The organism is Vibrio ichthyoenteri ATCC 700023 (assembly GCF_000222605.1).
In the GTDB taxonomy this organism is placed as follows: domain Bacteria; phylum Pseudomonadota; class Gammaproteobacteria; order Enterobacterales; family Vibrionaceae; genus Vibrio; species Vibrio ichthyoenteri.
This window is the reverse complement of sequence record NZ_AFWF01000035.1, coordinates 1-12,800: the sequence shown is the minus strand read 5'-3', so window position 1 is coordinate 12,800 and position 12,800 is coordinate 1. Positions and strand designations below refer to the sequence as shown.

Here is a 12,800-nt window from a genome sequence, read left to right as displayed (position 1 = left end):
GTTGTGTCACTGCATGTAAGAATGCAAACACCGAAGCTGTGCCATGGGGCATCCAACGTCGTCGCGTTGTTACCCTTAATGATGGTGAGCCGGGTGAAAACTCTATCTCAGTAGCATGTATGCACTGTTCAGATGCGCCGTGTATGGCCGTTTGTCCAGCAGACTGTTTTGAGCACACAGAAGATGGCATCGTATTACACAATAAAGATCTTTGTATCGGTTGTGGTTACTGTCTATTCGCTTGCCCATTTGGTGCGCCTCAGTTCCCTAAACAAGAAGCGTTTGGTGAACGTGGTAAAATGGACAAATGTACTTTCTGTGCAGGTGGTCCAAACACAGAACCTGGTTCTGAGAAAGAGCGTATGCTTTACGGTTCTAACCGTATTGCTGAAGGTAAGCTACCTATGTGTGCTTCACTATGTTCAACAAAAGCACTGCTTGCTGGTGATGCTGAGAAAATTTCAGACATCTTCCGCCAACGTGTTGTTGAACGTGGCGCGAAAAACGCTGGCTGGACAGATGGCAACGATCTTTCTTACGATGCGACAAAAAGTTAACTCTGGAGAGAGATATGACCCCTCTATTTAAACGTCTATCTCTTGTTGTGCTGCCATTTTTGGCAGCACTGGCAATGGCTCTATCGCTACCTGCGGCAGCAAAAGAGTCGGCGCCAGTAGATCAAACAGAGATGACACAGTTAGCCGGCGCTGATTTTTGGCAAGAAGTACGTGCAGGTGAAGCAGGGTATACCACCTCAAAATCACCAGAGCACGGTGTCTTGATCAGTACTCCGGGTGCAACATGGTATGTACTGAAAGAGAAATGGATGTCGCCAGCGGGTGCTGTCGCGATTTTCGGCAGCATTGCAATGGTTATCATGGCCTACGTGTTTGTTGGTCCATTGATGCTAAGTAAACCCCGTACCGGTAAAAAGATGAAACGCTGGTCTCGTTGGGATCGCGCATTGCACTGGAGTATGGCGTTTACCTTCTTATCACTAGCATTTAGTGGTTTGATGTTAGTTTACGGTAAGCACTTCTTGAAACCATACGTGCCAAGTGAGTTCTGGGGCTTTGTCATCATGTTGGCAAAACAGTTCCATAACTATGTCGGGCCTCTGTTCTTCGTATTGTTGACCTTTGTGCTACTCAAGTGGTGGCGTAAGTCAATTCCGAATATGACGGATATGCGCTGGTTCATGAAAATGGGCGGCATGGTTGGTAAACATAAAGGCACGCATCCTTCTGCTGGTTTCTCCAACGGTGGTGAAAAAGCGATTTACTGGTTGTTGATCGTATTTGGCGCAACCGTGGCACTAAGTGGCTTAGTGTTGGATTTCCCTATCTTCGGTCAAACACGTCGTGATATGGAAATTTCTAACCTTGTGCACATGCTATCGGCTCTTATCTTGATTTGTGGCTTTATTTTCCATATCTATATCGGTCTATTCGGTATGGAAGGTGCCTTGGAAGGTATGGTGACAGGTGAAGTTGATGAAACTTGGGCAAAAGAGCACCATGACCTTTGGTATGCGGAAGTAAAATCAAACGAAGCGATGCCAGATGCAACGCCGGAGCAGTCAAACGGATTAGAAAAAGGAGCGAAGAGCGATGAACAAGCATCATAATGGTATTTGGGTCGCGTATTTTCTAAGCTTTTTAACGCCGTTTACCTTTTTGATTTCTGGTGTAATTGCGATTATTTACGCAGGTTACCGTTTGGATAAGAACGAAGATGGTGAAGTGATCAATTCCCATTATTATGGTTTGATTCGTACCTTCTTCTTATACTTAACCTTCTTTGTCGTCCTCATTGTTACTGTGGCGACGACAAACGGTGTACTCGCGGGGATTGAAGATTACTGGTTCCACAGCAACATACTCGATAAGATTGCTTATGTAATTCCTATCATCGGTATGGTGCTTGCGGGGCTTGCGATTCTTGTTTGGTTTATGCGTATGCTACAAGGTATGCGTCAACTGCGAAACAATCAGTTGCACCGTCCATCAACAGGTCCGAATCTGTAGATAAACAAGCTAATATTGAGAAAGCCAGTCATGATGACTGGCTTTTTTTATGCAAGAAAGCCGGTAGGGTGTAAACCTTTCCAATAACGTGCTTCATCATAGTGCGTCCTCCCTATTTCTGTGCAAAATACGTCGCTATTTAAACTGTATGTGACATCGTTGTTAAAGTAAAAACTATATAAATCATAATCTTAAACTAATTCATTAAACGCAGTGTAATTGGAACGTAAATTGCTCCCTTAGCCGTCGGCCTATTGTTTTAACCAATTTGGTGAGAAGCAAACTTATTTGCACAGGAATAGTGCGAGAATAAATGATGGAGAAAAATAATGAGTGTAACTGTGAGCCAAGTTAATGGCGCTGTACAAACACTAACTCAAAGTTCTGATACGCTGTTTTTGTTGCTGGGCGCAATTATGGTTTTTTTGATGCATGCAGGTTTTGCGTTTCTTGAAGTAGGAACGGTGCGCCAAAAAAATCAGGTTAACGCCTTAGTGAAAATAATTGCTGATTTCGGTATATCTGCGTTGGCTTATTTCTTTATTGGCTACTGGGTTGCTTATGGTGGTACTTTCTTTGCTGATGCCGAAACGTTGTCGCAAGGTAATGGCTACGAGTTGGTGAAATTCTTCTTTTTACTGACGTTTGCAGCGGCTATTCCCGCTATCGTTTCTGGCGGTATTGCTGAGCGTGCGCGTTTTTATCCGGTGTTAATCGCAACCTTTTTCACCGTTGGGCTCGTTTATCCGTTCTTTGAAGGAATGATCTGGAATGGTAACTTTGGCGTGCAATCTTGGTTTGAAGCGCAGTTTGGGGCGGGTTTTCATGATTTTGCCGGTTCGGTGGTTGTCCATGGGGTTGGCGGTTGGATCGCCCTTGTTGCGGTGATATTTTTAGGTATGCGGAAAGGGCGCATCCGTGCAGGTAAACATACTAACTTTGTGCCTTCGAACATCCCTTTTCTGGCGCTAGGCGCATGGATTCTTTCTGTCGGCTGGTTTGGCTTCAATGTTATGTCAGCTCAAACGTTAGAAGGGATCAGTGGTCTTGTGGCGATGAACTCTCTAATGGCGATGGTCGGCGGTATTGTTGCCTCTCTTATCGCAGGACGAAATGACCCCGGCTTTATTCACAATGGTCCTCTCGCGGGATTAGTCGCCATTTGTGCAGGTTCCGATCTGATGCATCCGATTGGCGCGTTGGCAACCGGTATGGTCGCGGGCGTATTGTTTGTTTACTTATTTACCTATTTACAGAACAAAACCAAAATTGATGATGTTCTTGGTGTTTGGCCTCTACATGGTGTGTGCGGTGCGTGGGGAGGTATTGCTGCGGGTATCTTTGGCGACACGGTATTAGGTGGGTTAGGTGGTGTTAGCTTGACAGTACAACTGTTAGGAACGGCGTTAGGCATCAGCGTTGCTGTACTAGGTGCACTTGCAGTTTATGGTGCGATCAACGCCGTAACTGGTTTGCGCTTGTCGGAAGAAGAAGAGTTTAATGGGGCCGACCTATCGATTCATAAGATTTCGTCTATCAATGAAGACTAAACGAATTTTGACCTCTTAGTTATACGTCTAAAAAGAGTGGCAGTACGTCAGATTATGCCACTCTTAGCAATTGCCTTTTTTAGCTTGTCCAGGTGGACAGAATTTGTAGTCGCCGTCATGGCGCTTATCACTGTCTTTTGTACTTACTTTTACTTCAACATCATCAATTTCACCTTCAACTTTGGTCAGTTGACAGCCCGCTAAGCTAGTCAGCATTAGCAGCACTAGAGATGCTTTTATCATTGTTTATCCTCTCAAAAATCAAATCAAACCCGAATTCATACGACCATGGTCTAATCCATATTACTACTGTAGTTATTCTTTCAGTGTTAAGCTTAAGAAAAAGAATGACAAGGAATGGTTATGAATTTCCCTTATAGAAATATTGTAGTACTAGCTGGTGCAGGTATCTCAGCCGAGTCTGGAATTCAAACGTTTCGTGCCCAAGATGGCCTATGGGAAAATCATCGTATAGAAGACGTGGCGACTCCGGAAGGGTTTGAGCGTGATCCCGATTTAGTTCAGGACTTCTATAATCAACGCCGCAAAAAAACTGCAAGGTGAGGGCGTGACACCCAACGCCGCTCATATCGCTTTAGGCCAGTTAGAACAACAGTTAGATGGCTCTGTAACGGTGATTACGCAAAATATTGATAACTTGCATGAACGTGGTGGTAGCCAAAATATTATCCATATGCATGGAGAGTTATTGAAGGCGCGCTGCAGTGAGTCGAATCAAGTGATTGAGCATACGGGCAACATTGAAACTGGCGAACTGTGTCATTGCTGCCAAATTCCAGCGCAAATGCGTCCTCATATTGTTTGGTTTGGGGAAATGCCGCTGCGTATGGGTGACATATATGCTGCGATTGAAAAAGCGGACTTATTCGTTTCGATTGGTACTTCTGGGGTGGTTTATCCTGCTGCTGGATTTGTCCACGATGCACGCATGCATGGCGCGCATACAATCGAAATAAACTTAGAGCCAAGCGCGGTTGAAAGTGAGTTTGAAGAGAAGCGTTATGGCAAAGCAAGCATTGAAGTTCCGCGTTTAGTCGCGGAGATCCTTGCGGTAGCCGATGCAAAAAGTGCATAAGCAGTTAACAATTAAAAAAAGCGGCTTGAAGCCGCTTTTTATTTTCCGTAGAACGAAAGTGGATTAGTTGTTCACTTTCAGCTTTTGGAAATATTCTTCGTAAAGCGCGCTCGCTTCACCTACTTCATCTTGCCATGTACCGCTATCCATCACTTCTTGTGGAGGGAAGATGCTTGGATCGTTAGCAAAATCTTTTGGAAGTAACTGGTGTGCAGTTTTCACTGGAGTAGGGTAACCAATCTCTAGTGCGATTTTTGCTGCATTCTCAGGACGTAGTAAGAAATCGATCATCTTATGCGCTGCATCAGCATTTTTTGCCCCAGCAGGAATCGCAAGGCTATCCATCCAGAAGACAGTGCCTTTTTCTGGCCAAATGATGTCGATCTTGCCGCCTTCCTGGCGAGCCATGTAAGCAGAACCATTCCAAAGCATACCAAGTGATACTTCACCAGCAAGATATGGATTAGCAGGGAAGTCAGAGTTGAAAACTAATACGTTTGGCATTAGCTTTTTAAGCTCTTCGTAAGCCGCTTTAATCTCATCTGGATTGGTGGTGTTTGGTGAGTAACCTAGCTTTGTTAATGCAATATGGAAAACTTCACGTGAGTCATCCATCAACATTAGTTGACCTTCCCATTTGCTATCCCAGAAATCATCCCATTTGGTTAGCGATGATTTATCTAGCATGTCTGAGTTGATACCAATACCGGTCGCACCCCAGATGTAAGGGATAGAGTAGCTATTGTTTGGGTCAAAAGGTTTGTTTAAGAAGTTTGTATCGAGGTCTGCGAAGTGTGACAGCTTTGACTTGTCAATTTTTTGTAGCATGCCTTCTTTGCGCATCTTTGATACAAAATAAGTAGACGGTACTACCAAGTCATAGCCAGCACCTTGAGTTTTCAACTTTGCGTACATACTTTCGTTAGATTCGTACGTAGAGTAGATTACTTTGATACCAGTTTCTTTTGTAAAGTCTTCAAGAACTTCGTTTGGAATGTATTCAGACCAGTTGTAGAAGTAAAGTTCTTGATCAGCAGCCATCGCTGAAGTGGCGAATAGGCTAGCTGCGCATAGTGCGCCTGCACAGATTTTACTTTTCATTATATTTCCGTTTTATCCTACTAAATCAGCACATTATCAATCCTGATAACATCCTCTGAGTAGTATTGAGTATAAAAAGTTGTTTATTGCTAAATGAGAAAATTAGCAGGCGTGATTATATCAGTACCAAATAAAAATAGGCAGCTAATGCTGCCTATTTTATTGTTTCAATCTGGATTATTGACCAGCTTTAAGCTTTAGGAAGTAATCTTCGTACTTCACAGTCAAGTCACCAACAGAGTCTTGCCATTCTACGCGGTCAAGATCTTCTTGAGATGGGAACAGTGGAGCAACGTCTTGGAATTTATCGTTAGACGCTTTAACCGCTGTTAGGTAACCGGTATCACCAGAGATTTGTTCTGCAATTTCAGGACGTAGTAGGAAGTCGATCATCTTGTGAGCGGCTTCTACGTTTTTCGCACCAGAAGAAATTGCAAAGTTATCTACCCAACCAATACCGCCTTCTTTAGGGAAGACAAGCTTAAGAGGTAGACCTTCTTTCTGTGCTGCCGCTGCAGAACCGTTCCAAAGCATACCAACACCAACTTCACCAGACATGTATGGTGCGCCTGGGTTGTCAGAGTTAAATAGTAGAACGTTTGGCATTAACTTACGAAGTTCTGCGTAAGCTTCGTCGATTTGTTTTGGATCTGTCGAGTTGCCAGAGTAACCTAGTTTGCGTAGTGCAATGTGGAATACTTCACGAGTATCATCCATTAGCATTACTTGACCTTCAAGCTCAGGATTCCATAGGTCAGCCCAGCTTTGGAAGTCGTTTGGATCGTACATGTCAGTGTTAACTGCAAGACCTGTGATCGCAACTACGTGTGGAATAGAGTAGTCGTTGTTTGGATCGAAAGGCTTATCTAGGTAGTTGGTATCTAGATTTTTCAAGTTAGTCAGTTTTGACTTGTCAATCTTCTGTAGCATGCCTTCGTCGCGCATTTTCGCAACGAAATACGTAGAAGGAACAACTAGATCGTAACCTTGGTTATGCGTTTTTAGCTTCGCGTACAAAGTTTCATTCGACTCATAAGTAGAATAGATAACTTTGATACCAGTTTCTTCGGTAAACTGTTCTAGGATATTACTATTAATGTAAGGACCCCAGTTCATAAATACCAATTCTTTGTTTTCGTCCGCTGCAACTGAACCAGAGAACAGTGAAAGCGCACATGCACTACCAGCTAATAGAGTAGCCCATTTTTTCATCGACGTTAGTCTCCAAACCAAACGTTGCTCGTTTATACCGAGCGTCTATATAAAAACAGAATGGCTTTATTACCATTCTGTTTCGTGAAAAGCCTGCGATTCTACTTCACTTTTTCTCTTGCAAGTAACTGCGAGGTTACTACGAGAGCTAAAGAAACAATCAGCATGACTGTTGCTAGGGCATTCACCTCTGGAGAGATGCCCACTTTGACCATTGAGTAAATCTTCAATGGCAAAATTTCGTATGTTGGACCAGTTACAAATGAACTGATGATCACGTCATCAAGTGATAACGTAAAGCTTAGCAACCAACCAGCAGCAACGGCTGGTTTAGCAAGAGGTAGGATGATCTGCTTTAGAATTACCCACTCACTTGCGCCTAAGTCTTTAGCTGCTTCCAACATCTTCACATCGAAACCGTTAAGACGGCTATAAACCGTTACTACAACGAATGGCAAACAAAAGGTAATGTGCGCCACAAGTAAGGTTAAGAAGCCAAGTTGCGCGCCCATAACTAGGAACAACGCCAGTAATGAAATCGCCATTACGATATCAGGAGACATCATGACAACGAAAAGCATACCGTTTACTAGACCTTTACCTTTGAAAGAGTAACGGAATAGGGCAACCGCCGTTAAGCTACCAATAATTGTAGCAGCTGTTGCTGAAAATACCGCAACGTTTAAAGAGTGCCACGCGGCCTGCATTAAACTGTCGTTGTTTACTAACGTTTCGTACCATTTAGTGGTAAAGCCACCCCATTTCATGCCAAAACGGTTGGCGTTGAATGAGTTAACGATCAAAACAATAATTGGCAGGTATAAGAATGCGTATACCAGAGCCATAAAGCTAAATCTAACTGTGCGTCCCATTAGTCTAGCTCCACTTTCTTATTCAACAATTTACCCGCTCTGTAGTAGGCATAAAGCATAATCGCCATCGCAACAGTCAGTGCAATACTGGTTGCGGCACCAAACGGCCAATCACGTGCATTGAGTACTTGGCTCTTAATCACGTTACCAATCAACAGGTTCTTCGCGCCGCCCAGAAGGTCAGAGATGTAGAACATGCCTAGGGCAGGGAGCAACACCAACAAACAACCACCGATGATGCCTGGCATCGTTAGCGGTAGGATCACGCGAGTGATCGTTTGGAATTTGTTTGCGCCTAAATCTTTCGCCGCTTCAAGGTAGGTGTTATCGAGTTTTTCGATCGCACTGTAAAGCGGTAAAATCATGAATGGTAGCAAGATGTAAACCAAGCCGATCATAACTGCTGTCTCGGTGTACATCAGACGTAGCGGCTTATCAATGATTTCCATCGCCATTAGCGACTTATTCAAGATACCTTGTGTACCTAATACGATTTTAAGACCGTATGTACGAATCAGCGAGTTAGTCCAAAATGGTACAATAACCAAAAACAACATGAATGGACGCCACTTAGGAGGCATCTTCGCTACGATGTAAGCGAACGGGTAACCGATCACTAGACACAATAGAGTTGCAATAATCGCCATGTAGAAAGAGTGCATCAGCACTTTTGCATACAGTGGATCAACTAAACGAATATAGTTGTCCAAAGTAAATGTCATGTCGATTAGGTTAGCTTCATGACGCGTTAGGAAACTGGTACCAATGATCATTAGGTTAGGGATTAGCACAAACAGTGCTAACCACGTAACAATCAGAGTGATGATCGCGTTTTGAAGATTAAATTTCTTGCTCATCATTTAGTACCACCTCCCAGCTTTCAACCCAGGTAATTGCCACCTTTTGACCTAGTGAGTGATCGACATCTGGATCATCTTCGTTGAAGAATTCACTAACCATTACACGCATGCCAGATTCAAGCTCAATAACAGAATCTAGCGTCATACCTTTATAGGTACGTTCAGTCACGTAACCGACAATGCCTTTCTGTTCAGATTCTTTGATCTCTTCAATTCGAAGATCTTCTGGACGAAGTAGCACTTGCAGTTTGTCACCTGCGTTTGCTTCTTTTTCGTAGTAAACCACAGATTCAACACCTTCGAGTTCAGCGCGGATACGCTTATCATCGATGCGCTCTAGCATCGTGGTGTTGAATACGTTGATTTCACCGATAAAGCGGGCAACGAATAGGTTTTTTGGTTCTTCGTAGATTTCACGCGGAGAACCGTCTTGTTCGATAACACCATCACGCATAACGATAATGCGATCTGACATCGACAACGCTTCTTCTTGGTCGTGAGTAACGAAGATAAAGGTGATACCTAGTTGACGCTGTAGCTGCTTAAGCTCAATCTGCATCTGTTTACGTAGTTTGTAATCCAGTGCTGATAGTGATTCATCAAGAAGCAGTACTTTAGGTTTGTTGACAACAGCGCGCGCGATAGCGATACGTTGTTGCTGACCACCTGATAGTTGATGCGGTTTACGTTGAGCCATTTTTTCAAGGCGAACCATGCGTAGAGCTTCCATAACGCGAGGTTCAATCTCAGCGCTAGGTACTTTTTGCATGCGTAAACCAAACGCAACATTCTCAAATACGGTCATATGAGGGAATAGTGCATAACTCTGGAACACAGTATTGACATGTCTCTGCTCAGCAGGAACTTCAGTAACGTTCTGGCCATCTAAGATAATGCTGCCATTATCCGCGGTTTCAAAACCGGCGATCATCCTAAGAACGGTGGTTTTACCACAACCTGATGGACCAAGAATTGTTAAGAATTCACCATGGTTAACATCAAGGTTAAGATTACCGATGATCTCCTTGTCATCGAAACTCTTACTAATACCAGTTAAACGGATAACTGGTTGCTCTGCTGTTTGTTTGTTCAACGTCTGTTTTTCTCCCACATCGGCCAATTTAAACTCGATTCCGTCAATGGCCTGTAGTTATACAAATAGAGGCGCGCATGATAATCACCAAAAGTGTGAAATCAAAGCATTTTCTTACCTAATGCCCGAAAAAATTTTACAGGTAAAAGTAAACATTATTTACCATACTGTTTTTATACGATTTGCTTATTTAACGCATTTGGTAGTTAGCGGCGCGATCGCCAGCGAATGATGCGCTTTTTTTGGCTTTGCGGGTTAATTATCAGCCAAATAGGCAATAAAGCAAGAGTAGGAAGCAGATTCGATGTGTGTGTTGCGCCGCTTTGCGTATAATGGCCTTCACCGCAATTTTTGGTTACAGCGTTATATTTGCTACAAGAACAATATTCGCGGTATTTTGCTCAGCTGTGGTCAGCCAATATAACGAAGACAACACCGGATTAAACAATGAACAATGATATTGAGAAAGACTTTAACTTGGGCGGAAGCGTTGAACGCGCTATCTCCGGCCAATACGACTTGAAAGCCGGAGAAGTATTTCGTGAAGCTTGGGAGTGTACGATTAAGAACTTCTTATCGTTCTCACCAGCCATCATCATTTTGATGTTTGTACAGTTAGCGATTTTCTACATCGCCCTAAAACTGCAACTAGGTGATCCGTCATTGCTGTTTAAAGCAATGGCCGATCCTGCGGCGTTTAGCCCTGATATCGTACAAGCGCTTTTTATCGCTAACTTTAGTTATGAAGTGATCAGCGCACCGATTTATGCAGGTATTTGTTTAATGGCAATGAGCCATTCTGCTGGCCTGAATACCAAGCCTCGTCATATTGGCAAAGGGCTGCAATTCACCATCCCAGTCATTTTAGCGACGCTGTTTAGCTTGATGCTGCAAGGTGTTGCAAGCATGATTTTACCCTTCGTTTCTTTTTACTTATCGTTAGCATTCAGTAACTCGATCCTATTGATCTGTGAAAAGAAAATCCCACCAATGCAATCATTGTTACTCTCACTGCGTGCTGTGAACAAGAAAATACTACCTCTTGCCGGCATCTACATCATGCTAATGCTGATGTTTATCGCTGGGGCAATGTTCTATGGGCTAGGTTTGATTTTTGTTTTGCCATTTTTCTTCCATGTTAAAGGCATTCTCTACCGCAATATGTTTGGCATCAAACTGAAAATTGTTGCGACGGAACGCCCGAAAGATGACGACGACAACAATCCACAGGTGTTTAATGCGTAAGTTAGAATTGGCCGTTGTTTCAGCGGCCTTTGGTTTAGGGGTCTTTGGCTGGTTTCGATTTGAATATCCAAGTAAAGAAACTGAACAGGCCGCTAGCAACGAAATTTTGTTTATTGGCCAAGCGGTAGGTTCTGCTCCTGATTTTTCCTCTTTCACTGACGTGACCGATAAGAAGCAGTCCTTTTTTGAATACTTGAGACCGGGCGTGGAGCTTGAAAATCAAAGAGTGCAAAAAGAGCGCACACGGTTATTACGCATTGCGGAACATTTTGCACAAGGTGCGTTAACCGGTGAAGATAAGAGCTATGCCAAGCGCTTAGGTAAACTTTACGATGTTGAAGTGACAACTCAAGGCATTACTCAGCCATGGCTAGATAAAATGCTACACCGAGTGAATGTATTACCGGAGTCATTGGTTATGACTCAAGCCGCCAACGAATCCGCTTGGGGAACGTCTCGCTTTGCGACTCAAGCGAATAACTACTTTGGCCAATGGTGCTACAGCCAAGGTTGCGGTCTCGTTCCGTTACAACGTAATGATGGTGCGTCACATGAGGTGGCAAGCTTTGATTCGGTTCAAGAGTCGATTCATCGCTATTTTATGAACGTGAACCGTAATAAAGCTTACTACGATTTACGTGAAATTCGCTTTGACCGTCAAGAGAATGAACTGAGTTTAATCGATAGTCAGGCGGCGATCGCATTGACCGACGGTTTATTGAAATACTCTGAACGGGGTGAGGCATACGTCAAGGACTTACAGACGATGATCCGTCACAATGATCAGTTCTGGACAGACTATAACGATCTTACACAATAATGAAAAAAGTAACGCTCACATTGATTACCGCAGCGCTGTTTGGCGCTGTTTCTTTACCAAGCCAAGCGCAAGAATACATGTTCACCTATTCAAAGCTTTATACGCACATGAAGCAGAATGCGAATGAAGGCCATGAAGACGTAAAAGTTGGCTTTTTCTTCCTGAATGCTGAGACAAAAAAACTGTGTCAGATCGAAAAAGCGTGGATGGAAAAAGAAGAACATTATGAGGAGCTTAGTATCTCAGATTACCAAGAGGTGCTAGTGCCACTCGATGATAACCTTAGATCAGCGAATCCTTTGGTATTTATCGATACGCCAGAAAATCAGCGTTGTGATTTTTCGATGGTTGTGATGACTAAAGAGCCTTTAGCTGGCAAAGTAACCTACCAACAGGTTGAAGCGTTGTTACCGCAAATGCAGTCTATCTTAGAAGAGTTGGGTGGGATGTTCGCCAGCTGGTTTACACCCAATGTTGAAGGCGTTACTTTGGAGTTTGCTGATAATCTAAATTCTGTGGTGGTATTGAGCGATGGCAAGCAGAAACAGATTGTGGATGGGAAAGTTCAAATTGCTTTGAGTGAGATTGGGGAAGATGGATACATGACGTTGCCTCAACCAACCGCGCGAGTGCTACCATATTTACCTAAAGCAGATTAGCTTATTAAGCCGTACAAACAGCTTGGTAGATAGAGAACCGATTAAATAAAAAAGGGGCCGCATGTGCGACCCCTTTTTATTTGTCAGTATCTGTCCAACAAGCTTAGATATTGGTTACATCGAGCTTCAAGCTTGGATCAAATTCTTGTACGGTATCTTCATCTGCGAAGTTCTGTACTGGCATCTCTTCTTTATCGAAACCAATATCACCACCGTTAATCACGCCCGAATGACGGTCAATCGCTTTAAAATCAAATAGTTCGTA

13 protein-coding genes and 2 pseudogenes are annotated in these 12,800 nt (G+C 43.4%); 8 read left to right on the top strand and 7 right to left on the bottom strand.

Annotation, left to right across the window (positions count from 1 at the left end; all coding sequences use genetic code 11):
* The 4 genes from fdh3B to RH85_RS03930 all read left to right on the top strand — a co-directional run.
* The coding region (gene fdh3B / locus RH85_RS03945) for a formate dehydrogenase FDH3 subunit beta (RefSeq protein WP_006710904.1) at positions 1 to 557 on the top strand (557 nt) is incomplete at its 5' end.
* A gap of 14 nt (positions 558 to 571) precedes the next feature.
* Positions 572 to 1,627: a formate dehydrogenase subunit gamma gene (locus RH85_RS03940; RefSeq protein WP_006710903.1), complete on the top strand. Its 1,056-nt coding sequence runs from the start codon at positions 572 to 574 to the stop codon at positions 1,625 to 1,627.
* On the top strand, positions 1,611 to 2,027 hold the full coding sequence (locus tag RH85_RS03935) for a hypothetical protein (protein WP_006710902.1): 417 nt from the start codon (positions 1,611 to 1,613) through the stop codon (positions 2,025 to 2,027). Before RH85_RS03940 ends, RH85_RS03935 begins: the two co-directional genes overlap by 17 nt.
* Before the next feature lie 329 nt (positions 2,028 to 2,356).
* A complete protein-coding gene (locus RH85_RS03930) occupies positions 2,357 to 3,577 on the top strand; it encodes an ammonium transporter (RefSeq protein ID WP_006710901.1) in 1,221 nt (406 codons plus the stop codon).
* A 63-nt stretch (positions 3,578 to 3,640) separates the two neighbouring features.
* Here the strand turns inward: RH85_RS03930 and RH85_RS03925 are convergent, their stop codons facing one another.
* Positions 3,641 to 3,820 (bottom strand): hypothetical protein, encoded by a 180-nt coding sequence (locus RH85_RS03925; protein ID WP_006710900.1) that lies wholly within the window; start codon positions 3,818 to 3,820, stop codon positions 3,641 to 3,643.
* Between the two features lie 120 nt (positions 3,821 to 3,940).
* Between RH85_RS03925 and cobB the strand changes: the two are divergent.
* A pseudogene (cobB, locus tag RH85_RS03920) lies at positions 3,941 to 4,673 on the top strand (Sir2 family NAD+-dependent deacetylase).
* A 63-nt stretch (positions 4,674 to 4,736) separates the two neighbouring features.
* On the opposite strand, the gene RH85_RS03915 reads toward cobB, so the two are convergent.
* The 5 genes from RH85_RS03915 to potA form a co-directional block, all read right to left on the bottom strand.
* Positions 4,737 to 5,774, bottom strand: a complete 1,038-nt coding sequence (locus RH85_RS03915; protein ID WP_006710899.1) for an extracellular solute-binding protein — start codon at positions 5,772 to 5,774, stop codon at positions 4,737 to 4,739.
* 177 nt (positions 5,775 to 5,951) lie between these two features.
* Entirely contained in the window at positions 5,952 to 6,986 is a 1,035-nt protein-coding gene (locus RH85_RS03910) for an extracellular solute-binding protein (RefSeq protein ID WP_006710898.1), read from the bottom strand.
* Between the two features lie 101 nt (positions 6,987 to 7,087).
* A complete protein-coding gene (gene potC, locus RH85_RS03905; RefSeq protein WP_005597977.1) occupies positions 7,088 to 7,858 on the bottom strand; it encodes a spermidine/putrescine ABC transporter permease PotC in 771 nt (256 codons plus the stop codon).
* A complete protein-coding gene (gene potB, locus RH85_RS03900; RefSeq protein WP_174269560.1) occupies positions 7,858 to 8,715 on the bottom strand; it encodes a spermidine/putrescine ABC transporter permease PotB in 858 nt (285 codons plus the stop codon). The genes potC and potB overlap by 1 nt, the downstream gene beginning before the upstream one ends.
* On the bottom strand, positions 8,699 to 9,829 hold the full coding sequence (gene potA, locus RH85_RS03895; protein ID WP_006710896.1) for a spermidine/putrescine ABC transporter ATP-binding protein PotA: 1,131 nt from the start codon (positions 9,827 to 9,829) through the stop codon (positions 8,699 to 8,701). Before potA ends, potB begins: the two co-directional genes overlap by 17 nt.
* A 429-nt stretch (positions 9,830 to 10,258) precedes the next feature.
* Here potA and RH85_RS03890 point away from each other — a divergent pair, with 429 nt between their 5' ends.
* From RH85_RS03890 to RH85_RS03880, 3 genes are read left to right on the top strand one after another with little or no spacing between them, the layout of a single operon-like run.
* Positions 10,259 to 11,056, top strand: coding sequence for a DUF2189 domain-containing protein (locus RH85_RS03890; protein ID WP_006710895.1), 798 nt, complete (start codon positions 10,259 to 10,261; stop codon positions 11,054 to 11,056).
* The gene (locus RH85_RS03885) at positions 11,049 to 11,876 is read left to right on the top strand and encodes a glucosaminidase domain-containing protein (RefSeq protein ID WP_006710894.1); all 828 of its coding nucleotides are present in this window, start codon (positions 11,049 to 11,051) and stop codon (positions 11,874 to 11,876) included. The genes RH85_RS03890 and RH85_RS03885 overlap by 8 nt, the downstream gene beginning before the upstream one ends.
* On the top strand, positions 11,876 to 12,535 hold the full coding sequence (locus RH85_RS03880; RefSeq protein WP_006710893.1) for a DUF2987 domain-containing protein: 660 nt from the start codon (positions 11,876 to 11,878) through the stop codon (positions 12,533 to 12,535). The genes RH85_RS03885 and RH85_RS03880 overlap by 1 nt, the downstream gene beginning before the upstream one ends.
* A 103-nt stretch (positions 12,536 to 12,638) precedes the next feature.
* On the opposite strand, the pseudogene RH85_RS22710 reads toward RH85_RS03880, so the two are convergent.
* Positions 12,639 to 12,800: pseudogene (locus tag RH85_RS22710) on the bottom strand (tRNA 2-thiocytidine(32) synthetase TtcA); the annotation flags it as partial.